28 protein-coding genes are annotated in these 26,798 nt (G+C 73.5%); 18 read left to right on the top strand and 10 right to left on the bottom strand.

The genetic code is table 11. From position 1 onward, the window contains the following. Window positions 1–204 precede the first annotated feature (204 nt). From ACFP3R_RS05250 to mutM, 10 genes are all read left to right on the top strand, one after another. Window positions 205–3,582, top strand: a complete 3,378-nt coding sequence (locus ACFP3R_RS05250; protein WP_380633346.1) for a pyruvate carboxylase — start codon at window positions 205–207, stop codon at window positions 3,580–3,582. 104 nt (window positions 3,583–3,686) lie between these two features. After that, window positions 3,687–4,775: an MBL fold metallo-hydrolase gene (locus ACFP3R_RS05245; protein ID WP_380633344.1), complete on the top strand. Its 1,089-nt coding sequence runs from the start codon at window positions 3,687–3,689 to the stop codon at window positions 4,773–4,775. Between the two features lie 139 nt (window positions 4,776–4,914). After that, on the top strand, window positions 4,915–5,481 hold the full coding sequence (gene rsmD / locus ACFP3R_RS05240; protein WP_380633342.1) for a 16S rRNA (guanine(966)-N(2))-methyltransferase RsmD: 567 nt from the start codon (window positions 4,915–4,917) through the stop codon (window positions 5,479–5,481). A 53-nt stretch (window positions 5,482–5,534) separates the two neighbouring features. Beyond that, window positions 5,535–6,017 (top strand): pantetheine-phosphate adenylyltransferase, encoded by a 483-nt coding sequence (gene coaD, locus ACFP3R_RS05235; protein WP_380633340.1) that lies wholly within the window; start codon window positions 5,535–5,537, stop codon window positions 6,015–6,017. A 304-nt stretch (window positions 6,018–6,321) separates the two neighbouring features. Next, entirely contained in the window at window positions 6,322–7,038 is a 717-nt protein-coding gene (locus tag ACFP3R_RS05230) for an ATP synthase F0 subunit B (protein WP_380633338.1), read from the top strand. 140 nt (window positions 7,039–7,178) lie between these two features. Continuing rightward, window positions 7,179–7,766 carry a YceD family protein gene (locus ACFP3R_RS05225; protein ID WP_380633336.1) on the top strand — a complete coding sequence of 196 codons (588 nt, stop codon included), beginning with the start codon at window positions 7,179–7,181 and terminating at the stop codon, window positions 7,764–7,766. A 2-nt stretch (window positions 7,767–7,768) separates the two neighbouring features. Then, window positions 7,769–7,951 carry a 50S ribosomal protein L32 gene (gene rpmF / locus ACFP3R_RS05220; protein ID WP_380633335.1) on the top strand — a complete coding sequence of 61 codons (183 nt, stop codon included), beginning with the start codon at window positions 7,769–7,771 and terminating at the stop codon, window positions 7,949–7,951. 29 nt (window positions 7,952–7,980) lie between these two features. After that, window positions 7,981–8,787, top strand: coding sequence for a ribonuclease III (rnc, locus tag ACFP3R_RS05215; RefSeq protein WP_380633333.1), 807 nt, complete (start codon window positions 7,981–7,983; stop codon window positions 8,785–8,787). Between the two features lie 7 nt (window positions 8,788–8,794). Further along, window positions 8,795–9,025 (top strand): hypothetical protein, encoded by a 231-nt coding sequence (locus ACFP3R_RS05210; RefSeq protein WP_380633331.1) that lies wholly within the window; start codon window positions 8,795–8,797, stop codon window positions 9,023–9,025. A 10-nt stretch (window positions 9,026–9,035) separates the two neighbouring features. Then, window positions 9,036–9,893, top strand: a complete 858-nt coding sequence (mutM, locus tag ACFP3R_RS05205) for a bifunctional DNA-formamidopyrimidine glycosylase/DNA-(apurinic or apyrimidinic site) lyase (RefSeq protein ID WP_380633330.1) — start codon at window positions 9,036–9,038, stop codon at window positions 9,891–9,893. A 16-nt stretch (window positions 9,894–9,909) separates the two neighbouring features. Here mutM and ACFP3R_RS05200 read toward each other — a convergent pair whose 3' ends face one another. Next, entirely contained in the window at window positions 9,910–10,359 is a 450-nt protein-coding gene (locus ACFP3R_RS05200) for a MarR family winged helix-turn-helix transcriptional regulator (protein WP_380633328.1), read from the bottom strand. Window positions 10,360–10,615: 256 nt separating this feature from the next. Between ACFP3R_RS05200 and ACFP3R_RS05195 the strand changes: the two genes are divergently transcribed. After that, window positions 10,616–11,293 (top strand): response regulator, encoded by a 678-nt coding sequence (locus tag ACFP3R_RS05195; RefSeq protein ID WP_380633326.1) that lies wholly within the window; start codon window positions 10,616–10,618, stop codon window positions 11,291–11,293. Window positions 11,294–11,324: 31 nt separating this feature from the next. Here the strand turns inward: ACFP3R_RS05195 and ACFP3R_RS05190 are convergent, their stop codons facing one another. Continuing rightward, window positions 11,325–12,425: an NAD(P)/FAD-dependent oxidoreductase gene (locus ACFP3R_RS05190; RefSeq protein ID WP_380633324.1), complete on the bottom strand. Its 1,101-nt coding sequence runs from the start codon at window positions 12,423–12,425 to the stop codon at window positions 11,325–11,327. 71 nt (window positions 12,426–12,496) lie between these two features. Here ACFP3R_RS05190 and ACFP3R_RS05185 point away from each other — a divergent pair, with 71 nt between their 5' ends. Together ACFP3R_RS05185 and ACFP3R_RS05180 are read left to right on the top strand one after the other, a co-directional pair. Further along, a complete protein-coding gene (locus ACFP3R_RS05185) occupies window positions 12,497–13,027 on the top strand; it encodes a GNAT family N-acetyltransferase (RefSeq protein ID WP_380633323.1) in 531 nt (176 codons plus the stop codon). 13 nt (window positions 13,028–13,040) lie between these two features. Beyond that, complete coding sequence (locus tag ACFP3R_RS05180) at window positions 13,041–13,508, top strand: hypothetical protein (RefSeq protein WP_380633321.1); 468 nt, start codon at window positions 13,041–13,043, stop codon at window positions 13,506–13,508. Between the two features lie 150 nt (window positions 13,509–13,658). Here ACFP3R_RS05180 and ACFP3R_RS05175 read toward each other — a convergent pair whose 3' ends face one another. Both ACFP3R_RS05175 and ACFP3R_RS05170 read right to left on the bottom strand, forming a co-directional pair. Further along, window positions 13,659–14,186, bottom strand: a complete 528-nt coding sequence (locus ACFP3R_RS05175; RefSeq protein ID WP_380633320.1) for a hypothetical protein — start codon at window positions 14,184–14,186, stop codon at window positions 13,659–13,661. Window positions 14,187–14,217: 31 nt separating this feature from the next. Further along, complete coding sequence (locus ACFP3R_RS05170; protein ID WP_380633318.1) at window positions 14,218–14,928, bottom strand: CAP domain-containing protein; 711 nt, start codon at window positions 14,926–14,928, stop codon at window positions 14,218–14,220. 64 nt (window positions 14,929–14,992) lie between these two features. On the opposite strand from ACFP3R_RS05170, the gene ACFP3R_RS05165 reads away from it, so the two are divergent. The 4 genes from ACFP3R_RS05165 to smc are packed head-to-tail and all read left to right on the top strand — an operon-like array spanning window position 14,993 to window position 20,200. Beyond that, entirely contained in the window at window positions 14,993–15,301 is a 309-nt protein-coding gene (locus tag ACFP3R_RS05165) for an acylphosphatase (RefSeq protein ID WP_380633316.1), read from the top strand. 33 nt (window positions 15,302–15,334) lie between these two features. Beyond that, the gene (locus ACFP3R_RS05160; protein WP_380633314.1) at window positions 15,335–15,841 is read left to right on the top strand and encodes a sigma-70 family RNA polymerase sigma factor; all 507 of its coding nucleotides are present in this window, start codon (window positions 15,335–15,337) and stop codon (window positions 15,839–15,841) included. Beyond that, a complete protein-coding gene (locus ACFP3R_RS05155) occupies window positions 15,838–16,500 on the top strand; it encodes an anti-sigma factor family protein (RefSeq protein WP_380633312.1) in 663 nt (220 codons plus the stop codon). The genes ACFP3R_RS05160 and ACFP3R_RS05155 overlap by 4 nt, the downstream gene beginning before the upstream one ends. 55 nt (window positions 16,501–16,555) lie before the next feature. Then, window positions 16,556–20,200, top strand: a complete 3,645-nt coding sequence (gene smc / locus ACFP3R_RS05150; RefSeq protein ID WP_380633310.1) for a chromosome segregation protein SMC — start codon at window positions 16,556–16,558, stop codon at window positions 20,198–20,200. Window positions 20,201–20,230: 30 nt separating this feature from the next. Here the strand turns inward: smc and ACFP3R_RS05145 are convergent, their stop codons facing one another. From ACFP3R_RS05145 to ACFP3R_RS05130, 4 genes are read right to left on the bottom strand one after another with little or no spacing between them, the layout of a single operon-like run. Continuing rightward, window positions 20,231–20,932 carry a lysophospholipid acyltransferase family protein gene (locus ACFP3R_RS05145; protein WP_380633308.1) on the bottom strand — a complete coding sequence of 234 codons (702 nt, stop codon included), beginning with the start codon at window positions 20,930–20,932 and terminating at the stop codon, window positions 20,231–20,233. 15 nt (window positions 20,933–20,947) lie between these two features. Continuing rightward, window positions 20,948–21,289, bottom strand: coding sequence for a hypothetical protein (locus ACFP3R_RS05140; RefSeq protein ID WP_380633306.1), 342 nt, complete (start codon window positions 21,287–21,289; stop codon window positions 20,948–20,950). 38 nt (window positions 21,290–21,327) lie between these two features. Continuing rightward, window positions 21,328–22,527 carry a cytochrome P450 gene (locus ACFP3R_RS05135; RefSeq protein WP_380633304.1) on the bottom strand — a complete coding sequence of 400 codons (1,200 nt, stop codon included), beginning with the start codon at window positions 22,525–22,527 and terminating at the stop codon, window positions 21,328–21,330. A gap of 26 nt (window positions 22,528–22,553) precedes the next feature. Continuing rightward, window positions 22,554–23,129 carry a maleylpyruvate isomerase N-terminal domain-containing protein gene (locus ACFP3R_RS05130; RefSeq protein WP_380633302.1) on the bottom strand — a complete coding sequence of 192 codons (576 nt, stop codon included), beginning with the start codon at window positions 23,127–23,129 and terminating at the stop codon, window positions 22,554–22,556. A 51-nt stretch (window positions 23,130–23,180) separates the two neighbouring features. Here ACFP3R_RS05130 and ACFP3R_RS05125 point away from each other — a divergent pair, with 51 nt between their 5' ends. Next, window positions 23,181–24,116, top strand: coding sequence for a GNAT family N-acetyltransferase (locus ACFP3R_RS05125; RefSeq protein ID WP_380633300.1), 936 nt, complete (start codon window positions 23,181–23,183; stop codon window positions 24,114–24,116). On the opposite strand, the gene ACFP3R_RS05120 is transcribed toward ACFP3R_RS05125, so the two are convergent. Together ACFP3R_RS05120 and ACFP3R_RS05115 are read right to left on the bottom strand one after the other, a co-directional pair. Further along, the gene (locus ACFP3R_RS05120; RefSeq protein WP_380633298.1) at window positions 24,092–25,636 is read right to left on the bottom strand and encodes a sodium:solute symporter; all 1,545 of its coding nucleotides are present in this window, start codon (window positions 25,634–25,636) and stop codon (window positions 24,092–24,094) included. The genes ACFP3R_RS05125 and ACFP3R_RS05120 overlap by 25 nt on opposite strands. Beyond that, window positions 25,623–26,759 (bottom strand): anhydro-N-acetylmuramic acid kinase, encoded by a 1,137-nt coding sequence (locus ACFP3R_RS05115; RefSeq protein WP_380633295.1) that lies wholly within the window; start codon window positions 26,757–26,759, stop codon window positions 25,623–25,625. Before ACFP3R_RS05115 ends, ACFP3R_RS05120 begins: the two co-directional genes overlap by 14 nt. Window positions 26,760–26,798 lie beyond the last annotated feature (39 nt).

The raw sequence follows: 26,798 nt of genomic DNA, 5'->3' as shown, positions 1-26,798 counted from the left end.
CCCCGCCGTACCGCCTTCCAGCGGGCTGCGCGCGGGCCGCGCGCGGGGGAGAATCCCGGGGCGTGCTCCCAGGTCGCACCGGCCTTGCGGGAAAGAGTGACCGATCACGATGACGTCCGTCACGTGAGATGGAACTCCCGAGGAGCGGAACGCGCGCGGTAACGTGCCTTGATTCACCGCCGAGTTACCGGGAGGGAACGCCGAATGTTCCGCAAGGTCCTCGTCGCCAACCGCGGCGAGATCGCGATCCGGGCCTTTCGCGCTGCCTATGAACTGGGCGCCGGCACGGTTGCCGTCTTCCCCCACGAGGACCGCAACTCCCTGCACAGGCTGAAGGCCGACGAGTCCTACGAGATCGGTGAGCCCGGTCACCCGGTACGGGCCTACCTGTCCGTCGAGGAGATCATCAAGGCGGCCCGCAAGGCGGGCGCCGACGCGATCTACCCCGGCTACGGCTTCCTCTCCGAGAACCCCGAGCTGGCCAAGGCGTGCGCCGAGGCGGGCATCACCTTCGTGGGCCCGCCCGCCGAGGTGCTGGAGCTGACCGGCAACAAGGCCCGCGCCATCGCCGCGGCCCGCGAGGCCGGCCTGCCCGTGCTCAGGTCCAGCGAGCCCTCCAGCGACGTGGAGACCCTCTTGCGGGCCGCGGAGGACATCACCTTCCCGGTCTTCGTCAAGGCCGTGGCGGGCGGTGGCGGTCGCGGTATGCGGCGCGTGGAGGACCGCGGCGCGCTGCGCGAGTCCCTCGAAGCCGCCTCTCGCGAGGCCGAGTCCGCGTTCGGGGACCCGACCGTCTTCCTGGAGCAGGCGGTGGTCGAGCCCCGCCACATCGAGGTGCAGATCCTCGCCGACGGCGAGGGCGACGTGATGCACCTGTTCGAGCGGGACTGCTCGGTGCAGCGCCGCCACCAGAAGGTCATCGAGATCGCGCCCGCGCCCAACCTCCCCCCCGAGCTGCGCGAGCGCATGTGCGGCGACGCGGTGCGGTTCGCCCGCCACATCGGCTACCGCAACGCGGGCACGGTCGAGTTCCTCCTCGACCCGCACGGCAACTACGTCTTCATCGAGATGAACCCGCGCATCCAGGTCGAGCACACGGTCACCGAGGAGGTGACCGACGTGGACCTGGTGCAGTCCCAGATGCGCATCGCCAGCGGCCGGACCCTGGCGGACCTGGGCCTGAGCCAGGAGACCGTGCACCTGCGCGGCGCGGCCCTCCAGTGCCGCATCACCACCGAGGACCCCGCCAACGGGTTCCGCCCCGACACCGGCATGATCAGCGCCTACCGCTCGCCGGGCGGCTCCGGCGTGCGCCTGGACGGCGGCACCACCGGCGTCGGCACGGCCATCAGCGCCCACTTCGACTCGATGCTGGTCAAACTGACCTGCCGCGGCCGCACGTTCGAGGCCGCCGTGGCCCGCGCCCGCCGCGCCGTGGCGGAGTTCCGCATCCGCGGAGTGTCCACCAACATCCCGTTCCTCCAGGCGGTGCTGGACGACCCGGACTTCTACGAGGGCCGCGTCACCACCTCGTTCATCGAGAAGCGCCCCCACCTGCTCACCGCCCGCACCCCGGCCGACCGCGGCACGCGCATGCTCACCTACCTGGCCGACGTCACGGTGAACAAGCCCAACGGCCCCCGCCCGGCCGCGGTGGACCCCCGGCAGAAGCTGCCGGCCGTCGACCTGGCCGCCGAGCCGCCCGCCGGCTCCAAGCAGAAGCTGGTCGAGCTGGGCCCGGAGGGCTTCGCCCGGTGGCTGCGGGAGAGCACGGCGCTGGGCGTCACGGACACCACGTTCCGCGACGCGCACCAGTCGCTGCTGGCCACCCGCGTGCGCACCAAGGACCTGCTGGCCGTCGCGCCGCACGTGGCGCGCATGGCGCCGCAGCTGCTGTCGCTGGAGGCGTGGGGCGGCGCGACCTACGACGTGGCGCTGCGCTTCCTCGCCGAGGACCCGTGGGAACGCCTCGCCGCGCTGCGCGAGGCCGTGCCCAACATCACCCTCCAGATGCTGCTGCGCGGTCGCAACACGGTCGGTTACACGCCCTACCCCGAGGCTGTGACCAGCGCTTTCGTCCAGGAGGCGACCAAGACCGGTATCGACGTCTTCCGCATCTTCGACGCGCTCAACGACGTCGAGCAGATGCGCCCGGCCATCGAGGCGGTCCGCGAGACCGGCACGGCGGTCGCCGAGGTCGCGCTCTGCTACACCGCCGACCTGTCCGACCCCGCCGAGCGCCTCTACACGCTCGACTACTACCTCAGGCTGGCCGAGCAGATCGTGGGCGCGGGCGCGCACGTGCTCGCGGTCAAGGACATGGCGGGCCTGCTGCGCCCGCCCGCCGCGGCCCGGCTGGTGAGCGCGCTGCGCGAGGAGTTCGACCTGCCGGTGCACCTGCACACCCACGACACGGCGGGCGGCCAGCTGGCCACCTACCTGGCGGCCGTCCAGTCCGGTGTGGACGCGGTGGACGGCGCGGTCGCGTCGATGGCGGGCACCACGTCGCAGCCGCCGCTGTCGGCGATCGTCGCGGCGACCGACCACACCGACCGGGCCACCGGCCTGGACCTGCGGGCGGTCTGCGACCTGGAGCCGTACTGGGAGTCCGTGCGCAAGGTCTACGCGCCGTTCGAGTCGGGCATCCCCGGCCCCACCGGCCGCGTCTACACGCACGAGATCCCCGGCGGCCAGCTGTCCAACCTGCGCACCCAGGCGGTGGCGCTGGGCCTCGGGCAGAAGTTCGAGGAGGTCGAGGCCATGTACGCCGCGGCCGACCGGATGCTCGGCCGGCTGGTCAAGGTGACCCCCTCGTCCAAGGTCGTGGGCGACCTGGCGCTGCACCTGGTGGGCGCGGGTGTGGAGCCGGGTGACTTCGAGGCCGACCCGGGCCGCTTCGACATCCCGGCCTCGGTGATCGGCTTCCTGCACGGCGAGCTGGGCGACCCGCCCGGCGGCTGGCCCGAGCCGTTCCGCAGCAAGGCCCTCCAGGGCCGGCCCGCGCCCAAGGGCGTGGCGGACCTCACCGAGGAGGACGAGAAGGGCCTGGAGACCGACCGCCGCGCCACGCTCAACCGCCTGCTGTTCCCCGGGCCGACCAAGGAGTACCTGGCGCACCGGGAGGCGTACGGCGACACCAGCGTGCTCGGCAGCAAGGACTTCTTCTACGGCCTCAAGCCGGGCGAGGAGTACCAGGTCGACCTGGAGCCGGGCGTGCGGCTGCTGATCGGCCTGGAGGCCATCGGCGAGGCCGACGAGCGCGGGGTGCGCACGGTCATGGCCGTGCTCAACGGCCAGCTGCGGCCGATCCAGGTGCGCGACCGGTCGGTGGCCAGCGAGGTGCCGGTGGCGGAGAAGGCCGACCGCGGCAACCCCGACCACGTCGCCGCGCCGTTCGCGGGCGTGGTCACGCCGAGCGTGGCCGAGGACGAGGCGGTCGAGGCCGGGCAGACGGTCGCGACCATCGAGGCGATGAAGATGGAGGCCGCGATCACCGCGCCGCGCGCCGGTCGGGTCAAGCGCCTGGCGGTGCGGGGCGTGCAGCAGGTGGAGGGCGGCGACCTGCTGATCGTGCTGGAGTGAGCCGGGCCGGGGTCGGGCGCGTGCCCGACCCCGGTTCCTCTCCGGGTGGCGCCGGTCACGGCCCGCCGGGGAACCGAGTGCTCCGGCCCCGCGTTGGAGGCTCCATGAAGAAGGTCACCGCCGCACTGCTCGCCCTCTCCGCCGGCGCCCTCGCGTGGGCCGCGCGGGACGTGCCGGTCGCGCTGGGCGGCAGGCCCGGCGACGAGCGGGTGCGGCGGTCGCCCCGGTACCGCGACGGGAAGTTCCACAACGCGCACCGGACCAGCACCATGCCGCCGGACGCCGCGGCGGGCACCGTGCGCGAGATGTTCTTCGGCGGCCGGCGGCGGCGGCCGGTCGGCGAGGTGCCGCTGGTGCCGCCCGTCGGGCTCGGGCCGGCCGGCGACGGCCTGCACCTCACCTGGTACGGGCACGCGTCCACGCTCGTGGAGATCGACGGGGCGCGGGTGCTGCTCGACCCGGTGTGGAGCGAGCGCTGCTCACCGTCCCAGGCGGTCGGCCCGCGGCGGCTGCACCCGGTGCCGCACCGGCTGGACGAGGTCGGCCGGGTGGACGCGGTGGTCATCTCGCACGACCACTACGACCACCTCGACCTGGCCACCGTGCGGGCGCTCACGCGGGACCAGGAGGCGGTCTTCGTGGTGCCGCTGGGCATCGGCGCGCACCTGCGCCGCTGGCGGGTGCCGGAGCACCGGATCGTGGAGCTGGACTGGGACGAGTCGCACGAGGTCGCCGGGATCACGCTCGTCGCGACCGCCGCGCAGCACTTCTCCGGCCGCGGCTTCGACCGGGACAACACGCTGTGGGCCTCGTGGGTGCTCAAGGGGCCGCGGCACCGCGTCTACTACAGCGGCGACACGGGCTACTTCGACGGCTACCGGCGGATCGGCGAGGAGCACGGGCCGTTCGACGCCTCGCTGGTCCAGATCGGCGCGTACGGGCCCGGCTGGCCCGACATCCACATGACGCCAGAGGAGGGCGTGGCCGCGCACCGCGACGTGCGCGGCGGGCTGCTGGTCCCGGTGCACTGGGCCACGTTCAACCTCGCGCTGCACGACTGGTCCGAGCCCGTGGAGCGGGTGTGGCGGGAGGCCAAGGCCCACGGCGTCCCGCTCGCCGTCCCCCGTCCGGGTGAGCGGATCAACGTCGACGAACCCCCCTCGGTCGACGGGTGGTGGCAGGCGCTCGCCTGACGGGAACCGCGGTGGTGACGGGCGGCCGCGGCCCGGCCCGGACCGTCGGCGTGCGCGCCGGCCCGGCCGCCGACGTGGCGTTCCCCGCCTCGCCGGGTGCCGGCCGTCGCCGGCGGCGCGCGCCTGGGACGATGACCGGGTGACCAGGATCGTCGCGGGTGTGGCGGGCGGGCGCCGGCTCCGGGTGCCGCCGCGCGTCACCCGACCCACCTCCGAGCGCGTGCGCGAGGCGTTGTTCAGCTCGCTGGAGTCCTTCGCGAGCCTCGACGGGGCGGTGGTGCTCGACCTGTACGCGGGGTCCGGCGCGCTCGGCTTCGAGGCGCTGTCGCGCGGCGCGGCGCGGGCCACGTTCGTGGAATCGGACAAGCGGGCTGCCGAAGTGCTGAAGGGCAACGCGAGGTCGCTCGGGCTGCCCGGCGCGGTGGTGCTCAACCGCACCGCGGAGGCCGTCGTGGGCACGCCGCCCGAAGCGCCGTGCGACCTGGTGTTCGCCGATCCGCCGTACGCGGTCGGCGACGACCAGCTCAACCGGGTGCTGTCGGCGCTGGTGGAGAACGGGTGGACCGCGCCGGGGACGCTGGTGGTCGTGGAGCGGGACGCGCGGGGCGCCGAACCGGTCTGGCCGCCCGCCGTGGAATCCTTGCGCGGCAAGCGTTATGGCGACACGGCCCTGCACTGGGCCGAACACGTCGACGCCGGCGGGTGATGCGGACCACGCCCTGAGTGGGTGCGTCCGATCGGGTGCTACGGTCCGAAACCATGACGCGTGCCGTGTGCCCCGGCTCCTACGACCCGGCCACCAACGGACACCTGGACATCATCGGCAGAGCGGCGAAGCTCTTCGACGAGGTCGTCATCGCGGTGATGATCAACAAGAACAAGAAGACGCTGTTCTCGGTCGAGGAGCGCACCGAGATGCTGCGCGAGGTGACCGCGCAGTGGCCGAACGTCCGCGTCGACGCCTGGCACGGCCTGCTGGTCGACTACTGCCGGGAGAACGACATCCAGGCCATCGTCAAGGGCCTGCGCGCGGTGAGCGACTACGACTACGAGTTGCAGATGGCGCAGATGAACCACCAGCTCACCGGGGTGGAGACGCTGTTCATGCCGACCAACCCGATCTACAGCTTCCTGGCCAGCTCCCTGGTCAAGGACGTGGCCACCTACGGCGGCGACGTGTCGAGCCTGCTCCCGCCGTCGATCAAGGACCGCCTGCTCGCCCGCCTGGCCGAACGCCGCTGACGCGCTCGCGAGTCGAACACCCGCGCCCACCGTGTCGAACCTTCGGAACCACCGTGTCGAACACCCGGGACACCCGAGTTCGACACTCGCGTTCGATTTCGGTGTCCCGAAGGACCGTTCGGCGCAGCGGGGTGCGCGATTCGGCCGCTCCGAACGTGGAACTCACCCGTCCTGAGCGTTCGACACGGTCGTTCCGGGTGTTCGACTCGCGGGGTGGTCGGACACGCTGGGGCGATCTCCCGGCGCGATCGCGAGCGGCAGGGCACACTGGTACGGGTACTGCTGTGGGCGCGAGGAGTGTGACGTGTACCGGGTGTTCGAGGCCCTCGACGAGCTGGTCACGATCGTCGAGGAAGCGCGCGGCGTGCCGATGACCTCCGGGTGCGTCGTCCCGCGCGGTGACGTGCTCGAACTGCTCGACGACGTGCGCGACGCCATCCCCGCGGAGCTGGACGACGCGCAGGACGTGCTCGACCACCGCGACGAGCTGGTCGGCAAGGCCCAGCACGACGCCGAGCAGAACGTGAGCAAGTCCCGCTCGGACGCCGAGCGCATGGTGGCCGAGGCCCAGCACGAGGCCGAGCGGATGCTGTCCGAGGCGCGGGCCCGCGCCGAGCGGATGGTGGCCGAGGCCCAGGACCAGGCCGACCGCACCGTGGCCGCGGGCCGCAAGGAGTACGAGGACCTGGTGGGCCGCGCCCACGCCGAGGCCGACCGCATGGTCCAGGCGGGCCGGGCCAACTACGAGCGCGCGATCGAGGAGGGCCGGGCGGAGCAGTCGCGCCTGGTCACCCAGACCGAGGTCGTGCAGGCCGCCCACAACGAGGCCGCGCGCGTCCTGGAGGCCGCCCAGACCGAGGCGGTCCGGCTGCGCAGCGAGTGCGACGCGTACGTGGACGGCAAGCTCGCCGACTTCGAGGACCTGCTCGCGCACACCCTGCGCAGCGTCGGCAAGGGGCGCTCGCACCTGCGCGGCCCCGTCGTGGCCAGCGCCGCCGCGCCCTTCGACTACCGCGACTAGACCGGCGCCCGACCGGGCCCGGTCCACCCACCAGACCTTCGAACGGACGATGTCCCACCTGCCGATTTCGCCTCCGCGCCGGTTGTCCCGTACCCTTGACCGGCTGGTTGCGGTAGGTCCGCGACAGCACACCAAACACCATGTCTGAGCATCGTCACGCCTCCGCGCGTTCCACAGCCACCGGGCCCTGGGTCATCGACACCAGGGACCTCGGACGTCGTGCGGGCTCCAGCCGCAGGACCAGCAGGTCGGTGCCCGCCGAGGGCCTCGGCCTCCGGGACGTGATCGCGGTGCCGGCGGGGGGTGCGGTCGAACTCGACCTCCTGCTGGAATCGGTGGTCGAGGGTGTGCTCGTGACCGGCACGGCCAGGACGGTGGTCGAAGGGGAGTGCTCGCGCTGCCTGGAGCCGCTGTCGGCCGAGGTCGAGGTGGAGCTGACCGAGCTGTACGCCTACCCGGACAGCACCACCGACGAGACCACCGACGAGGACGAGGTCAGCCGTCTGCGCGACGACCTGATCGACCTCGAACCCGTGGTGCGCGACGCCCTGGTGCTCGCGCTGCCGCAGGTGCCGCTGTGCTCGCCGGACTGCCCCGGGCTGTGCGTCGACTGCGGCGGGAAGCTGGCTGATCTCGGCCCCGATCACGGGCATGAGACGATTGACCCCCGCTGGGCGGCTCTTCACGAGCGGTTCGGCGGGACTCGTGACAATCCAGAGGAGAACTAGTCGTGGCCGTCCCGAAGCGGAAGATGTCGCGCTCGAACACGCGCTCGCGCCGCGCTCAGTGGAAGACCGCTGCCGTGCACCTGGTGGCCTGCCAGAACAAGGCCTGCCGCCAGCCGAAGCCGCAGCACGTCGCCTGTTCGAACTGCGGCCAGTACGCCGGCCGCCAGGTCGTCCAGCCGGCCTGACCCCCTCTGGCGAAGGTAAGCGGCGAATCGTGGGGGGTAGTCGGTCGTCGCGCGGTCGGTCCGCCGACCGCGCCCCGTTGCTCGAAGCGCTCGGCGTCCCGTTGGACGCCGAGCTGCTGACGCTCGCCTTGACGCACCGCTCGTACGCGTACGAGAACGGTGGCCTGCCGCCCAACGAGCGGCTGGAGTTCCTCGGTGACGCGGTGCTGGGCCTGGTCGTCACGGACCACCTGTACCGCACGCACCCGGACCTGCCCGAGGGTCAGCTCGCCAAGCTCCGCGCGAGCGTGGTGAACATGCACGCCCTGGCCGGCGTCGCCCGGGGTCTGGGCGAGGACGGGCTGGGCGGCCACCTGCTGCTCGGTCGCGGCGAGGAGCTGACCGGCGGCAGGGACAAGGCCAGCATCCTCGCGGACGGCCTGGAAGCCGTCATCGGCGCGGTGTACCTCCAGTTCGGCATCGACACCGCGCGCACGGTGGTCCACCACCTGTTCGACCCGTTGCTCGTCGAGGCGCCGCGTCGCGGTGCGGGCCTGGACTGGAAGACCAGTCTCCAGGAGCTCACCGCGTCGGAGGGTCTCGGCGTGCCCGAGTACCGGGTCGACGACCAGGGCCCGGACCACCGCAAGGAGTTCACCGCCACGGTGTACGTCGGTGGTCGACCGCACGGCACCGGTGACGGGAGCACGAAGAAGGAAGCCGAGCAGAAAGCGGCGAAAGCCGCCTACCGCGTGCTGCACGAGCGGGTCGCCGTGGAGCAGGAACCCACGACGACCGGCAACGGCCACGTTCCCGACTCGGCGAACACGCAGGCTTCACCTACTCAGGAAGACTGACGCCGAAATGTATGCCACGAACGTCCGGACGAACCGCCGCGCGCGTCACACCCGCCCGGCCCGTCCGCTGAACGCCTCCCGCAACGGTGGTATCCAGGGCCTGGTGCTGGTGCGCGACACCGCCCAGCAGGGCGGCTGGATGCTCAAGCCGACCAAGCCGCAGGCCGCCGCCTACGAGCGGCTGGAGGAGCTGGAGCAGGAGCAGGCCGAGGCCGCCGCGCGCGAGTCCGAGGACTGACCGACCGACCGTGCCCGAGCTGCCCGAGGTAGAGGTCGTCCGCCGAGGTCTGCACGAGCACGCCGCCGGGAGGACCGTCGCCGCGGTCGAGGTCCTCCACCCGCGAGCGATCCGCCGCCACCTGCCCGGTGCGGCGGACTTCGCCGTGCGCCTGGCCGGGCAGACCCTGCTCGCCGCGCGCCGGCGGGGCAAGTACCTCTGGGTCGACCTCTCGGGCGGCGACGCGATGCTGGCGCACCTCGGCATGAGCGGCCAGATGCTGGTCCAGCCGGTCGGCGCGCCGGACGAGAAGCACCTGCGGGTGCGCCTGCGGTTCGCCGACGGCGGCCCGGAGCTGCGCTTCGTGGACCAGCGCACGTTCGGCGGGCTCGCGCTGGCCGAGATCGTGGAGGTCGACGGCGCGCAGCTGCCCCAGCCGGTGGCGCACATCGCGCGCGACCCGATGGACCCGGCGTTCGACGCCGAGGCCGCGGTGTCCGCGCTGCGCCGGCGGCGGACCGAGGTCAAGCGCGCCCTGCTCGACCAGACCCTGGTGTCGGGCGTGGGCAACATCTACGCCGACGAGGCGCTGTGGCGCGCCCGCCTGCACGGGCTGCGGGCCGCGGAGAAGCTCAGCCGGCCGAAGACCGCCGAACTGCTCGCGCACGCCACCCGCGTCATGCACGAGGCGCTGGGCGAGGGCGGCACCTCGTTCGACGCGCTCTACGTCAACGTGAACGGCCAGTCGGGTTACTTCGACCGGTCGCTGGCCGTTTACGGGCGCGAGGGCGAGCCGTGCCGGCGGTGCGGCACGGCGGTCAGGCGGGAGCCGTTCATGAACCGTTCCTCGTATTCGTGCCCCCGCTGTCAACCGCGCCCGCGGGGTTGACCGGTCGGGTCCGGCCTCACCGGGCGGGATCGGCAAGTCTTCGCAGTAACGGGGTGACCGACCGCAGGCTTTCCCGTTCTTCGGTGGTGAGCCGGGAAAGCCGCTCGGACAGCAGTTCCGCTTCTCCGTGGGCCAGGGACAGGATGGTGTCCCGGCCGAGGACGGTCAGCTCGACGATGGTCGCCCGCCCGTCGGCGGGGTCGGCCTCGCGGCGCACCAGCCCGTTGGACTCCAGGCCCGTCACCACCGTGGTCGCCGTGGGCTGCGAGCACAGGGCCCGCACCGCGATCTCGCCGATCCGCATCGGGCCCTGCGACGCCAGCTCCGCCAGCACGAGCAGCTGGGTGGGCTGGAGCCGCCGGACGGAAGCGGACTGGCGCAGGCTGCGGATCAGCCGGTGAACGGCGACCACGAGCTGTAAGGCGTCCTGATTGGTCACGCTCTGGTTGGTCACACTGGTGGTCATCAAAGACCTCCTCGCGGCTCACCGTCTGTGAGCAAGTGTCCGAATTCGGACAGGACATTCGCACTATCGCACTACTGCTGTCCAGAGAATGAATTCATTCGCACCCGGATGTACTCACGGTGTCCGCACCGATGCGGAGACCGGAGCGTCAAAACGGCATAAACAGCACAGCCGGGGGCGTCAAGAGCGCATCAGGAAGTGCGCGGTGGGTGATCGTGCGCGGCGTCCCGCCGATTGCCCGGCGTAGTGTCTCAGCGTGACCAAGGTGCTGGTGGTCGACGACGAGCCGCAGATCGTGCGGGCCCTGCGGATCAACCTGTCCGCGCGCGGCTACGCGGTGCTGACCGCGCACGACGGCACGGCCGCGCTCAAGGTGGCCGCTGAGGGCAAGCCGGACGTGGTGGTGCTCGACCTGGGCCTGCCCGACGTGGACGGCACCGAGGTGATCGCCGGGCTGCGCGGGTGGACGACCGTGCCGATCATCGTGCTGTCCGCCCGCGTCGACTCCACCGACAAGGTCGAGGCGCTCGACGCGGGCGCGGACGACTACGTGACCAAGCCGTTCGGGATGGACGAGCTGCTGGCCCGGCTGCGGGCGGCGGTGCGGCGCGCCGCGGTCGCGGAGGGGGAGGACGCGGTCGTGGAGACGGCGTCGTTCACCGTGGACCTGGCGGCGAAGAAGGTGCTCCGGGGCGGCGTCGAGGTGCACCTGACGCCCACCGAGTGGGGCCTGCTGGAGATCCTGGCCCGCAACCGGGGCCGGCTGGTGGCGCAGAAGCAGCTGCTCCAGGAGGTGTGGGGGCCGCAGTACGCGAGGGAGACCCACTACCTGCGCGTGTACCTGGCGCAGCTGCGCCGCAAGCTGGAGCCGGAGCCCGCCCACCCCCGGCACCTGGTGACCGAGCCGGGGATGGGTTACCGCTTCGAGCCCTGAGCCGGGGCCCTCGGTCCGGGGCTCGGGGCCCTCAGCCGACGGGCAGCGCGGGGTGCCGCTCGAACAGGACCGTGCCGCGCACCACCAGCTCCTTGTAGCGGGCCGCCGCGCGCCCGGTCAGCACGCGCTCGACCGGGCTGTCGTCGGCGCGGGTGAACTGGATCAGCCCGTCCCGGCGGCCCAGGCTGACGCACTGGTTGACGTACCGGAAGCGCACCGGTCGCGGCTCCCGGCCGGCCAGGCGGCTCGCCAGCGCCCGCACGGCCTGCTGGGCGGTCGGCAACCCCGTCGCGCACGCCATGCGCAGCTCCAGCCCGTCCGGTCGCCGGATCGCGGCCGCGTCGCCGACGCCCACGACCTCGGGGTGCGAGACCGAGGCCAGGGTCTCGTCGACGACCAGGCGCCCGTGCGCGTCCACCTCGAACCCGGCCTCGCGGGCCAGCCCCGGCACCCGGAAGCCCGCCGTCCACACCACCGCGTCGGCCGGCAGGTGCTCGCCGGTGCCGAGCAGCAGGCCGTCCGCGCGGACCTCGGCCACGGTCGCGTGGTCGCGCACCCGGACGCCCAGCCGGTCGAACGCGGCGCGCACGTGCCGCGCCCCCTTCGCCGACAGGGCCGCCCCGAACCGGCCGCCGGTCACCAGCAGCACGGCCAGGTCCGGCCGCGACTCGGCCAGCTCCGCGGCCGCCTCGATCCCGGTCAGCCCACCGCCGACCACGGTCACCGCGCGGGCGGTCCGCAGCGCGCCGGCCAGTGCCTCCGCGTCCTCCGCGGTCGACACCGAGTGCGCGTGCTCGGCGGCGCCCGGGACGCCGAGGTCGGTCCGGCTGCCCAGTGCGTAGACCAGCCGGTCGTAGGTCAGGGCGCCGCCGGTGAGCCGCACCTCCCGGGTGTCGGCGTCGATGCCGGTGACCCGGTCCACCACGAGTTCCACGCCCGTCCCGCCGAGCAGGTCCGCGAGCGGGAGCTCGCGCAACCGCTGCCCGGCCGCCAGCTGGTGCAGCCGGACCCGCTCGACGAACCGGTCCCGCTCGTTGACCAGGGTGACCCGGGCGTCGGTCCACCTCGCCGCCAGCTTGGCCGCCGCCAGCCCCGCGTACCCCGCGCCGATCACCACGATGTGCTCTGCCATGTCCCCCGTCCTTCCCGTCGCACCTGGAGCGAGGTGGGGAGGCGGGACGTGACGCGCATAGGGTGTGAGGCGTGTCACCTGTATCGGTAGTCCACACCTGGCAGTTGCCCGAGGCCGACCGCGCGGCCGCCCGCGCCCTGCTCGACGAGGCGTTCGACGGCGAGTTCTCCGACGAGGACTGGGAGCACGCCCTGGGCGGCGTGCACGCCCTCGTGCGGGACGACGGCGGGCTGATCGGGCACGGCGCGGTGGTGCAGCGCCGGATGGTCGTCGGCGGGCGGGTGCTGCGGGTCGGGTACGTGGAGGGCGTCGCGGTGCGGGCCACCCACCGCCGCCGGGGCGTCGGCGGGCTGGTGATGGCGGCCCTGGAGGACGTCGTGCGCGGCGCGTACGACCTCGGCGCGCTCAGCGCGTCGGAGGACGCCCTGGGGCTCTACGCGGCGCGCGGGTGGCAGCCGTGGCGGGGGAGGACGTTCGCGTTCACGCCGGAGGGCCTCCGGCGCACCGAGGACGAGGACGACGGGGTGTTCGTCCTGCCGGTGCGGCCGGTCGACCTGTTCGCGGACCTCACCTGCGACTGGCGCGCCGGCGACGTCTGGTAGCTAGGCGGCCCCGGTGGTCGTGGACGTCGGCTCGGGGGTCGACGGGACCGCGGAGGACGACGACGGGGACGGGTCCGCGGACGACGGCGGGTCGCTCGGCGGGCTGCTCGGCGGCTGCGGGGTCGCCTGCGGCCGCGACGGCGCGGCGCTCGTCCGCTCCGGTCCGCGCGTCGGCGCCTGGTCGTGCCGCTCCGGCTTCGGCGGGCCGGCCGCCTCGCGGCGCTGGGTCGCGGGCACGCGGGTGGAGACGGTGACGAAGACCGTGGACGTGCTGCCGTCCGGCGCGATCGCCACCGAGGTCTCCACCGCGGTGCTCACCTCGGCCCTCGGCTCCGGGGGAACGGCCTCCGGGCCGCCGGAGGCCAGCACCGACGCCAGGGCGGCGATCACGGTGGCGACGACGGCGCCGCCGGCGGCGAGCAGCGCCACCGTGGCGTACTTCTTCTTCGGCCTCGGCGCCTCCGGCCCCGGCGGAGCTTGACGAGCTTCCTCGAACACACCATCTCCCTGTGGGAACCCGGTCGGATGGTCAGGTGCTCGGGTTATCGGCGGCTCACCGCGGCCACCTCATCGTTCGAGCGGCCCACCACACGATCGTGTGGTGGGCCGCAACCGGAAGCGGAGGAGGTCGTTAAGGCGTGGTCGATCCGGTCGGAGCCGGGGTAGAACTCGGCGGGTCCACGGGGGGTGAACTCGGGGGGTCCACCGGGATCGACGGCGAAGAAGGCGTCGAGGGTTCGGTCGGCGGTTCGACCGGGGGCTTGATCGTGGGCTGCTGGGTGCCGGTGTTGGGCGGCTGGGTGTCCTCGACCGTGGTGGTCGTGGTGGTGCCGTCCGGCCGGGTCACCGTGGTCACGCGCGTGCGGCGCGGGGTGGTCGTCGTGGTGGCGGTCGGCGACTCGGCCGTGGTGGTGGTCGTCCCCGTCGTGGTCGTCGTCGCCGGCGAGGACGACGTCCCGCTGGAGGGCACCGTGGTGAGGACGTCGCGGGACACCACGTCCTCGCGCGGCGTGGCACCGGTGGAGGCGGCCTCCGTCGTCGGGCCCGCCAGGGAGGCGAGCGCGGCGAAGACCGTCGACACGACGACACCGGACGCGGCCAGCAGCACGTGCGGTGACACGCGCAGGCGTGGGCGGTCGGGTTCCGGGGTCTCGTACAAACGGTGCTCCCAAGGGTCGTTCGGAGGTGGTCTACCAGCCGAAGTTCTGGGTCCAGTACCAGCCGCGGGTGTCCAGGCCGACGCCGATGGTGGTGAACCCGCAGTTGAGGATGTTGCGGCGGTGCCCGTCGGAGTTCATCCAGGAGTTCATGACCTGCTTGGCCGAGCGCTGGCCCTTGGCGATGTTCTCGCCGCCGGGGTTCGGGTAGCCCTCGGTCCGCATCCGCTGGGCGAAGTCCACGCCGTCGGGGGTGGTGTGCGAGAAGTAGCCGCGCTCCGCCATGTCGGTGCTGTGCTTGCGCGCCGCCTCGACCACCCGCTCGTCCACGGTCAGCGGCGCGCAGCCGGCGAGTTCGCGCGCCTCGTTGACCAGGGTCACGACCTCGTCCTCCGGGAACACCTCGGCGGGCCCGGTGGTCGTGGTGGGCGCGGTCGACGGCTCGCTGGTCGTGGTGGTCGTCGTGGTGCCGGTCGTGGTGGTGGTCGACCCGGTGGTGGTCGTCGTCGTGGTGGTCGTGGTCCCGGTCGACGTCGTCCCCGTCGTCGTGGGCAGGACCACGGGCTCGTCGGTGCGCGCGGGCTCGCCGATGCCGCCCACGCCGCCGACACCGGTCCGGTTGTCCGGGGCGGAGCCCTGTGCTGCGGTGTCCCCGACGAACGGGGCCAGCTGCTCCGGGCTGGCGAAGGCGACGCCGGTCGCCCCGGCCGCGCCGAGCAGCAGGCCGACGAGTCCGCCGATCACGGATCGGTTACCGCGCCGTGCACTCACGGTCGCGCACCGTACCACTAAAGAGTGAAGGAACAGGATGGCTGTCGTGGGTGAAGTCGTGGGTGGAGTAGAACGGACCGTGCGTCTCACCGCGTGGGTGCGGGGTCGCGTGCAGGGCGTCGGGTTCCGGTGGTGGACCCGGTCCAGGGCCCTTGAGCTGGGCTTGGTCGGTTCCGCGGCCAACCTGCGGGACGGCCGGGTCGAGGTGAACGCGGAGGGGCCGGAGTCCGCCTGCCGGAAATTGCTCGTCGCTCTGCGTTCCGGCACCACCCCCGGTCGGGTGGACTCGGTCGTGGAGCGCTGGTCGGAGGCGCGGGGCGGCACCACAGGTTTCGCGGAACGTTGAACGCGCCGGGAGCCGGTGGCGTAGTACACCGATGTGGACCGTGGCGAAGATGTCGTCAGGCAGCTGTACGGCCGTTGGCGCGGCCCGCTGCACGGCTACGTCCTGCGCCTGGTCGGCGGCGACCACCAGCACGCGGAGGACGTGGTCCAGGAGACGCTGCTGCGGGCCTGGCGGCACGCCGACCGGCTGACCCCGGACGAGGCCGGGCCCTGGCTCTACACGGTGGCGCGCAACCTGGTCATCTCCGGCTTCCGCAAGCGCGGCGGCAAGCACGCGGAGGTGCCGATCGAGGCCGAGCACCTGCCGCCGGTGGCCGACGCCGTGGACCACGTGCTCCAGAGCTGGCAGGTCGCCGAGGCGCTGCGCGTGCTCACCCCCGACCACCGGAACGTGGTGGTCGAGCTGTACTACCGCAGGCGGTCGGTGGCCGAGGCGGCGGTGGTGCTGGGCATCCCGCCGGGCACGGTCAAGTCGCGCTGCTTCTACGCGCTGCGGGCGCTGCGCGACGCGCTGGAGGAACGGGGGGTGACCCGGTCGTGAGCTGCGCGCACACCGTCGCGCTGGGCGCCTACCTGCTCGGCTCGCTCGACCCGGCGGAGCGGACCGTGTTCGAGCGGCACGTGTCCGGCTGCGGGACGTGCCGCCGGGAGATGGTGCGGCTCGCGCCGCTGCCGGGGCTGCTGGGCCAGGTGCGGCTGGAGGACCTGGAGCTGCCGTTCGACGACCCGGAGCCCGAGCCCGCGCTGTGGCCGCTGCCGCCCGAGCCGGGACCGGCGCCCGAACCCGACCGCCGGCGGTGGCGGCTGCTGCCGCGGTGGCCGGTGCTGGCCGGGGCCGCCGCGCTGGTCCTGGTGCTGCTCGGCGGGGTCCTGCTGGCGCCCCGGCTGCTGGACGACGACCCGGCCGGGCCAACCTGGCGGGCCACCAGCACCGCGTCCGGCGCGGGCGCCGACGTCCGGCTGGTCACCAGGAGCTGGGGCACCGAGCTGTGGATGACCCTGCGCGACCTGCCCGCGAACGCGCGCTGCGCGCTGGTCGTCCACGACCGGGCCGGTCGCACCGAGATCGGCGGCTGGTGGGGCACCGACCACCCCGAGGACGAGCGCATCCCCGGTTCGACCTCGTTCAGGGTCGACGAGATCGAGCGGCTCGACGTCGTGGTGGACAAGCGGGTGCTCGTGTCCGTGCGACCGGAATAGCGCAGGTCAGCGCGTCGGCGCGGGGTGCGGGTGGGCGCCGGGTAGTCTGCCCGGCGTGCACCTCAAGAGCCTGACGCTGAAGGGCTTCAAGTCCTTCGCCTCGGCTACCACGCTGCGCTTCGAGCCCGGCATCACCTGCGTGGTCGGCCCCAACGGGTCCGGCAAGTCGAACGTGCTCGACGCGCTCCGCTGGGTCATGGGCACGCAGGGCGCCAAGGACCTGCGCGGCGGCAAGATGGAGGACGTCATCTTCGCCGGCACGTCCGGCCGCGCGCCGCTCGGCCGCGCCGAGGTGACGCTGACCATCGACAACTCCGACGGCGCGCTGCCGATCGACTACGTCGAGGTGTCGATCACCCGCCGGATGTTCCGCGAGGGCGCCACCGAGTACGAGATCAACGGCAGCTCCTGCCGGCTGATGGACATCCAGGAGCTGCTCAGCGACTCCGGCATCGGCCGCGAGATGCACGTGATCGTCGGCCAGGGCCAGCTCGCCGCGATCCTGGAGTCCAAGCCGGAGGAGCGCCGGGCGTTCGTCGAGGAGGCCGCGGGCGTCCTCAAGCACCGCAAGCGCAAGGAGAAGGCGCTGCGGAAGCTGGAGGCGATGCAGGCGAACCTGACCCGCCTGACCGACCTCACCGCCGAGCTGCGCCGCCAGCTCAAGCCGCTGGGCAAGCAGGCCGAGATCGCCCGCCGCGCCCAGGTCGTGCAGTCCGAGCTGCGGGACGCGCGGATGCGCCTGCTCGCCGACGACCTGGTCACCCGGCGCGAGGCGCTGGCCCGCGAGGAGCGCGACGAGGCCGCCGCCCGCGCCCGCCGCGCCGAGGTGGAGAAGTCGCTCCAGCAGGCGCAGTTCCAGCAGAACGAGCTGGAGGACCAGGTCGCGGCCGACGCGCCGAAGCTCCAGCAGGCCCAGGACACCTGGTACCGGCTGTCGGCGCTGGAGGAGCGGCTGCGCGGCACGGTGCGGCTGGCCGTGGAGCGGGAGCGGCACCTGTCGGCGGCGGTGGAGGCGCCCCGCGGCGGGCGCGACCCCGACGAGCTGGAGGCCGAGGCGGAGCAGACCGCGGTGCTGGAGCAGGAGTTGCAGGACGGCGTCACCGACGCCCGGGTCGGGCTGGCCGAGGCCGTGGAGACGCGGGCCGAGCTGGAGCGGGTCGTGTCCGCGGCGGAGAAGGCGCACCTGGCCGCGGTGCGGGCGATCGCGGACCGGCGCGAGGGACTGGCCCGGCTGTCCGGGCAGGTGGAGGCGCTGCGGTCGAAGACCAGCGCGACCGCCGAGGAGATCGAGCGCATGTCCGCCTCGCTGGCCGAGGCGGTGGAGCGCGCCGAGTTCGCGGCGCGGGAGCTGGCCGAGGCCCGCGAGGTGATCGGCACCGAGGACGAGGACGACCTGGGCCTCGACGACCGGCACCGGCTGGCCGTGGAGGCGGACGACGCGGCGCGGTCGCGGGTGGAGGAGCTGGTCAGGGCCGAGCGCGCGGCGGAGCGCGACATCGCCTCGTGGCAGGCCAGGGTGGACGCGCTGTCGCTGGGCCTGACCCGCAAGGACGGCGCGGGCGCGCTGCTGGCGTCGCGGCTGCCGGGGCTGCTCGGCTCGGTGGCGGCGCTGCTGACCGTGGCGCCGGGGTTCGAGGTGGCGCTGGCGGCGGCGCTCGGGCCGGTCGCGGACGCGGTCGCGGTGGAGTCCGGGTCCGACGCGGCGGCCGCGCTGGAGCTGCTGAAGGAGCAGGACGCCGGGCGGGCCGGGGTCCTGATCGGCGGCGGGTACGACCTCGACCGGTCCGGGTGGCCCGCGCTGCCGCCCGGCGGTCGGTGGGCGGTGGAGCTGGTGCAGGCGCCCGACGCGCTGCGCCCCGCCCTGCACCGGGCCCTGGACCGGCTGGCCGTGGTCGACGACCTCGCGGGGGCGCGGGCGCTGGTCGCCGAGCACCCGTCGGTGCGCACGGTGACGCGCGAGGGCGACGTGTTCGGGCGGGACTGGGCCGTCGGCGGGGCGGCCGGGCGCAGCCAGAGCGTCATCGAGATCCAGGCCGCGGTGGACGAGGCGTCCGAGGCGCTGGCGCTGGCCGAACGCGCGCTGGAGCAGGCCGCGGCCTCCCTGGAGGGCGCGCGGGCCGAGCAGCAGGCCAGGCGCGCCGAGGTGGCCGAGGTGAAGGAGCAGCTCAACGAGGCCAAGGTGCGGCGCGCCCGGTCCTCGGAGCGGCTGAACCGGCTGGCGGCGGCCGTGCGCTCCGCCGAAGCCGAGGCCGAGCGCGCCCGCGTGCAGCGCGCGAAGGTCGAGGCGGCCCGCGAGGAGAACCTGCTCAGGCTGGCGGAGCTGGAGGAGCGCCTGCTCGTCGCGCAGGAGGAGCAGGACCTGGACGACGAGCCGGACACCGCGCACCGCGACGAGCTGGCCGCCGAGCTGGCCTCCGCCCGGCAGGGCGAGGTCGAGGCGCGCCTGGTGCTGCGCACCGCCGAGGAGCGCGCGCGGGCGTTGCAGGGCAAGGCGGACGGCCTGCGCCGCGCCGCCCGCGCCGAGCGCGAGGCCAGGGAACGCGCCCAGCGCGCGCAGGCGTCCCGGGCGCGGGGCGCGGTCGTGGCCAAGGCCGTGGTGCGCGGCGGTGAGGCGGCGCTGGAGCGGATCGCCGGGTCGCTGGACCGCGCCGCCCGCGAGCGCGACGCCGCGCAGGAGCGCCGGACCCGCCGCGAGGCGTACCTGGCGCAGGTGCGCGGCCTGGTGCGGGAGATGTCGGTGGAGCTGGAGAAGCTGACCGACGCCGTGCACCGGGACGAGGTGCTGCGCGCCGAGCAGCGGATGCGCATCGAGCAGCTGGAGACCAAGGTCGCCGAGGACTTCGGCATCGGCCTGGACGACCTGGTCGGCGAGTACGGGCCCGACGTGCCGATCCCGCCGTCGCCGCAGGAGCTGGCCGAGTACGAGGCGGCCAGGGAGCGCGGTGAGGCGGTGACCGCGCCGCAGCCCATGCCGTACGACCGCGACACCCAGGCCCGGCGCGCCAAGCGGGCCGAGCGGGACATGTCTCTACTGGGCAAGGTCAACCCGCTGGCGCTGGAGGAGTTCGCGGCGCTGGAGGAGCGGTACAAGTTCCTGTCCAACCAGCTGGAGGACATCAAGGCGACCCGGCGCGACCTGCTCACCGTGGTGAAGGAGGTCGACGACAAGATCCTGGAGGTCTTCACGCTGGCCTACGAGGACGTCGCGCGCGAGTTCGAGGTCGTGTTCAAGGTCCTGTTCCCCGGCGGCGAGGGGCGGCTCGTGCTGACCGAGCCGGGCGACATGCTGACCACCGGCATCGAGCTGGAGGCCCGCCCGCCGGGCAAGAAGGTCAAGCGGCTGTCGTTGCTGTCGGGCGGCGAGAAGTCGCTGGCGGCGGTGGCGATGCTGGTCGCGATCTTCCGGGCGCGGCCCTCGCCGTTCTACGTGATGGACGAGGTCGAGGCGGCGCTGGACGACACCAACCTGCACCGGTTGATCAGCCTGTTCGAGCAGCTGCGGGAGAGGTCGCAGCTGCTGATCATCACGCACCAGAAGCCGACCATGGAGATCGCCGACGCGCTGTACGGCGTGTCGATGCGCGGTGACGGGATCAGCCAGGTGATCTCGCAGCGGTTGCGGGGGCGCGAGGAGAAGCCGAGGGCGGCCAAGCCCAAGGCGGAACCGGAACCGGCGCCGGGGAGCGCCGGTCCGGCCTGACGTCGACCGCCGCTCCCGGGGCCGGACGGCCTACCGGCGCGCGTCCAGCCGGGCCGCCTCCTCCGGCGTCGGCGCCGTCCCGCCCAGGTGCGCGGGCTGCCACCACTGCCCCTCGCCGGACTCCGGGTACCGCCGCTGGGCCTCGTCCAGCAGCTCCCGCACCCGCGTGCGCAGCGCCTCGTCGGTGGTCGGCTCGATCGGCGCCCCCACGACGATCGTCACCGGCACGTGCCGCTGGGTCAGGTTCTTCGGCTTGCCCTTGGTCCACAGCCGCTGGGTGCCCCACAGCGCCGTCGGCAGCAGCGGCACGCCGGCCTCGGCGGCCAACCGCACCGCGCCGCTCTTGACGTCCTTGACGGTGAACGACCGGCTGATCGTCGCCTCGGGGAAGATCCCGACGATCTCGCCGGCCCGCAACGCCGCCAGCGCCTGCTGGTAGGACGCCTGCCCGGCGCTGCGGTCCACCGGGATGTGGTGCATACCGCGCATCAGCGGGCCCGAGATCCGGTTCTCGAACACCTCGTGCTTGGCCATGAAGCGCACGAGCCGCTTCGCGGGCAGGGCCCCGAAGCCCGCGAAGATGAAGTCCAGGTACGACACGTGGTTCGAGGCCATGACGGCCCCGCCGGTGGTCGGCACGTGGTCGGTGCCGTCCCGGGTGATGCGCAGGTCGAGCACGCGGAACATCAACTTGCACGCGGCGATCACCGGCGGGTACACGCGATCAGGCATGGCGCCCAGAGTACGTTACTCGTCAGTAGTCGTGCTGGACGAGTGTTCGCGGACAATCTTCGGCACGCCCGCCAGGTCCTCCTCGTTGCACAGCAGTTTCAGGTTGTAGTACGGCGAGCCCTTGGTGTCGTCGTAGTCCAGGTGCACCGCGAGCACGTCGACCGCCTCGCCGAGCCAGTCCTGGGTCTGCCGCAGCCAGATGGCCGCGCGCTCCAACGCGCTGGGCAGGTCGTCATCGCTGAACTCGACCGGCCGGTAGGGCACGTCCTGCACCTTGTCGCGCCGGTTGGAGGGCATCGGGAGGTCTACCGCAACCCCGCTGTCGTTGAGTTCGAGTTGGATCGTTTCCTCACTCACCCTCCCAGGGTTCCCCACCGCACCACGCGCGGCAACACCTACTCCGGCACAACCGGCAACTCGGCCAGACCGCTGACCAGCACCCGCCGCCACACCAGTTCGTCCACCGGGCGCGCCGGGCGCAGTCCCGGGTACCGCCGCAGCAGCGCCCACAGGGCTTCCTGGAGCTCGATCCGCGCCAGCTGCGCGCCCAGGCAGAAGTGCGGGCCGGCGCCCAGCGCCAGGTGCTGGTTGGGCGCGCGGGTCAGGTCCAGCTCGTCGGGCTCCGGGAACGCCCGCGGGTCGCGGTTGGCCGAGCCGATCGACGCCATCACGCCCTCGCCCGCCCGCACCACCACGCCCGCGACCTCCACGTCCTCCAGCGCGACCCGCAGCTGACCCACGTCGCTGAGCCGCGTGAACCGCATCAGCTCCTCCACCGCGGCCGGCACCAGCCCCGGTTCGGCCACCAGCCGCTCCCAGTGCCGCCGGTCGCGCAGCAGCGTGGCCACGAAGCTGGTGATCTGGTTGGCCGAGGTCTCGTGCCCGGCGACGAGCAGGTTCACCGCGAACGCGACCAGCTCGTCGTGGGTGAGCGGGGTGGCGCACAGCTCGTCGAGCACGTCGTCCGACCGCCCCGCCCGCCGCTTCCGCGCGACCAGCCCGCCCACGTACTCCAGCAGGCCCGCCATGGCCGCCTCCACCCGCGACCGCTCGGAGACCTCCAGGCTGTAGGCGAGCTCCACCCACTCGCGGAACCGCTCCCGGTCCGCGTACGGCACGCCGAGCAGCGTGCAGATCACCTGGATCGGCAGCGGCAGCGCGAACACCTGCCGCAGGTCACCGCCCTCCGCCAAGCCGTCGGCCAGCTCCTCGCACAGCCCGCGCACCCACGGCCTGGTCGCCTCGACCCGCCGCGGCGAGAACGCGCCGGACACCAGCCTGCGCAGCCGGGTGTGCTCGGGCGGGTCGGTGGTCGGCAGGGTGCCCGGCAGCGGCCTGGACACGCCGACCCGCGGCGCGCCGGGCGCCACCACGCCCGCCCGCGAGAACCGCGGGTCGGCCAGCACCAGCCGCACGTCGTCGTAGCGGGTCACCAGCCACACCAGCGCGCCCGCGAGGGTGCGCACCCGGACCGCGGGCGCCTCCTCCCGCAACCGGGCCCAGGTGGGGGAGGGGTCGAAGGCGAAGGCGTCGGGGAAGGGGATGTCCAGGACGTCGTCGGTGGTGTTCCCGGGGGTCGTGGCGCTGTCCGTCATGCCCCCGACGCTAGGAGCCGGGCGCGCTAGGAGTCGAGCGGCGCGCAGCGCCAGCGCCAGCCCTCCCGCCGCGGCAGCCCCGCCAGCGGCACCCGGCCGTTGGCCCACAGCAGGGTGTCGACCGGGTCGTGGCCGGTCGGCGCGTCCGGGAACAGCCGCGCCACCACCTTTTCCGCGTACCGGGGCGGCGGCTCGAACGCCACGGCCAGCCCGCGCCCGACGTCGTGGGTGTGCACCAGCATCTCGTCGCACGCCATCGCGGCGAACCCGGCCGCGTCCGCCAGGCCCCACGGGTGCCACCCGAGCGAGCCCGAGGGCACCGCCGCCACCACGGAGGCGAGCACCGACGCGAAGGTCTCCAGCGTCCGCACCAGCTCACCGGGCGGGCTCCCCGGCCGCACCGCCACCTCCGCCGTGCTCAGCTCCACCGGCCCCGCGGCCAGGTCGGTGGCGTACCAGAGCAGGCAGTCCGAGACGTGCGCCGCGGTCGCGGCCACCGTCCAGCCCATCCCCGGCACGACCGCCGCCCAGTCGGCCTCGACCACCCCGTCCAGGAACGCCGCGCAGTGCGCCGCGACCTCCGTCACGTCCTTCGCGTCCACGGCTGGAAAACTCCCTCGCGTTCGTCAGACCCGCGAGCGACCATCTCAGACATGTACGACATCCGTCCCGCCACCCAGGCCGACCTGGACGCCGTCACCGCCCTGGTGCTCCGGTTGCAGATCGACGACGCCCACCACATCGGCTACCTCGGCGAGACGCTCGGCGAGGTGGCCGAGGAGCTGGCCGAGTTCGAACCCGACTGGCCCTCGTGCACCGTGGTCGCCGTCGACGACTCCGACCGCGCGTGCGGCGCGCTCAGCGTCGAGGTGGACGCCGAGCTGGGCCGCGCGTTCCTGCACGGCCCGTTCGTGGACGTGCCGGTGAACCACCCGGCGGGCAGCCGCATCTGGGACCAGACCGCCGACGCCCTCTACGCCGCCGCGGCCCCGCTGCTCGGGGGCGTCACCGACCGCGAGCTGCTCGGCCACACCGGTCACCGGCGGTTGGCCGCGTTCGCCGAGCGGCACGGCTTCGCCGCCGCCCGCCCGTGCGGCATCCACACGCTGACCGGCGACGACCTGCGGAACCTGCTGCTGCGCGAGGTGGGCTGCCCGCGCACCGGCCCGGCGCGCGAGATGCGCGTGCTGCCCACCGACCCCGCGGTGCACGAGGCCGTCGCGGTGCTGCACGAGCGGTGCTTCCCCAAGTCCCACCTCTCCGGCCGGACGCTGGTGGACGGCAGCCGCGGCCACACCGTCGTCGTCGCCCTGGACGGCGACCGGGTGCTGGGTTACGCCTCCGGCAAGGCCGACCCCGCCGAGTTCTACCTCGACTTCGTCGCGGTGGAGCCGGACGTGCGCGGCAACGGCGTGGGCGCGGCCCTGGTCACCGAGCTGGTCTGGAAGCTCGCCGAGAGGTCCGGGGCCCGTCCCCAGGCCGCCGCCGCGATCCTGGCCGGCAACCGGTCGTCCCGGCGCCTGTTCGATCGCCTGGGCTTCCGGCTGCACGTGGAGCTGGTGGCCTACCGCGCGGGCAAGGCGGCCTGAGCGGGGTCGTCCGCCCTGTGCCGCAACGACAGCAGCCCGCCCACGACCAGCGTGACCAGCACGCCCAGCGGCGTGTACCAGGGGTAGGCGAGCGCGAAGACCCGGTTGGCGGGCGCCGCCGCAGCGAAGTCGATCACCAGTCGCGCGTCGGGCCCGACGAACTTCACCCCGAGGATCACGAACGCCATCACCACCACGGTTACCGCGAACGCCACGATCGCGTCGGCCTGCCGGGCCCGGCGGAACACCAGCCCGAGCAGGAACGCGCCGAGCAGCGCGCCGTAGGTGAACCCGGAGATCGACAGGCCCTGCTCGACGATCGGGTTGCCGCGCCGGGTCAGCGAGGCGAACAGCCCGGCGCACCCGATCAGCAGGACCGCCCACACCACGGTCCACATGCGGCCCTGCCGGAACACCTCGGCCTCGCTCATCGGCCGCCGCCGCACGCGCTGCACCACGTCGGTGACGGTCGAGGAGGCCAGCGCGCCCAGCGACGACGACAGCGCCGCCGCGAGGATGCCCGCGATGACGAAGCCGGACAGCCCCGACGGCATCTCGTTGACGATGAAGTGCGCGAACAGCTCGTCGTTGTTGTTCAGGCCGAGGTCCTTGACCGGCGCGGCGGCGCGGTAGAAGGCCCACAGCATCACACCGATGAAGAGGAACAGCGCGAACTGGAAGAACACCACCACGCCGCTGGTGATCAGCGCCTTCTGCGCCGCGCGCACGTCCTTGGTGGCCATCAGCCGCTGCACGACCAGCTGGTCCGCGCCGTGCGAGGCCATGGACAGCACCGCGCCGCCGACGAACGCGGTCACCATCGCGTACTGGGAGGTCAGGGGGTTGGAGTCGAGGTCGAGCACCTGGAACTTGCCCGCGTCGGCGGCCCCGGAGAACCAGCCGTCCGGCAGCTTCCCGCTCAGCACCGCGATCACCGCGGCCGCGCCGAGGACGTACCAGAGCATCTGGACGGCGTCGACCCACACCACGGCCCGCACGCCGCCGAGGAAGCTGTAGACGACCATCGCCACGCCCAGCACGGCCACGATCGCCCAGTACGAGGCGTCCACGCCGTAGGCGCCCAGCACGACCTTGACCGGGATGGCCGTGGCGAACAGCCGCAGGCCGTCCGCGAGCAGGCGGGTCACCAGGAACGTCACCGAGGCGGTGCCCTGGATGCCCGCGCCGAACCGCTTGCCCAGGAACCCGTAGGCGGTGATCAGCTCGCCCGCGACGTACTTCGGCAGCAGCACGAACGACACCACGACCCGGCCGATGCAGTAGCCGATCGCCAGGGACAGGAACGTCATCGTGCCCAGGTAGCCGACCGTGGGCACGCTCAGCACGGTCAGCGTCGACGTCTCCGCCGACACCACCGACACGCACACCACCCACCACGGGATGCGCCGCTCGCCGACGAAGTAGTCGGTGGCGGACCGCTGCCTGCCGCCGATCCACACGCCCAGCAGCGGCATGCCCACCAGGAACAGCACGATGATGCCGACGTCAAGTGCGCGCACGGGGTCCTCCATCCCAGGGCCGCCGGTGGCGGCCGATCCTCAGACCGCGGACGGCGGTCACCGCGGGTTCCGGCAGGCGCGGCGGGACGCGGCCGGGGGTGATCGACCCCAGCGGTCGCGGTCCGGCGGCGCCGGTGGCGGACGGCACGTTGGCGGGCAGGCCGTGCCAGGTCAGGAAGCCCAGCAGGGCGGCGAGGTACGCCTCCTTGCCGTCGGCGGGGAGGCCGAACTCGTCGCTGGGGCGCAGGTCCACGTGCCGCCGCAGCGACTCGACCAGGGCGGGGTTGCGCATCCCGCCGCCCGAGCCGATGACCACGCCCTCGCACTCGGCGGCGACGGTGCGGGCGGTCAGCTCGGTGAGGGTGGCGAGGAAGTCCTCGGCCTGGATGGTCAGACCCCCGGCGACCCGGTCCAGGTAGGAGCGGTTGAAGTGCTCCTTGCCGGTGGACTTGGGCGCGGGGAGCGCGTAGTACGGGTCGGCCAGCAGGCGGTCGAGCAGTTCCTCGTGGACGCGGCCGCGCCGGGCGAACTCCCCGTCGGTGTCCCGGGTGCGCAGGCCGCCGGTCAGCACGGTCATCGCCGCGTCCATGAGCGCGTTGCCGGGCCCGGTGTCGTAGGCCACCACACCTTCGGGCGAAACCCTGGTCACGTTGGCGATGCCGCCGATGTTCAGCGCGGTGGCCGGGCCGTCGAAGTCGGCCAGCCAGAGCGCGTCCAGCGTGCTCGCCAGCGGCGCGCCGTGCCCGCCCGCCGCGACGTCGCGGGCCCGGAAGTCGGACACCACCGGCAGCCCCGTGGCTTCGGCTATCCACGCGGGTTGGCCGAGCTGGAGGGTGCCCAGGCAGCGGCCGTCCACGACCTCGTGGTGCACGGTCTGCCCGAGCGAGGCCACCAGGTCGCCCCGGTACCGCCGCGCCACGTCGCCGAACGCCCGCCCGAGCCCGGTGTCCAGCGCGCACAGCTCGGCGGCGGAGGTCGGCGGCCCGCGCAGCTCCTCGGGGAACGGGTGCTCGGCGTGCTCGACGGGTTCCAGGTGGACGGTGGGCCCGTCCAGGGACAGTTCGGCCACGGCCACGTCGATGGCGTCCATCGAGGTGCCTGAGATCAGCCCGATCACCCTCACGCCTGTGGTCTATTGCACAGCCGAGGGTGTGCGCAAGAG

Origin of the sequence: Saccharothrix lopnurensis (genome assembly GCF_042658445.1) — a bacterium.
Classification (GTDB): domain Bacteria; phylum Actinomycetota; class Actinomycetes; order Mycobacteriales; family Pseudonocardiaceae; genus Actinosynnema; species Actinosynnema lopnurensis.
This window is presented reverse-complemented; position numbering and strand designations above follow the sequence as displayed.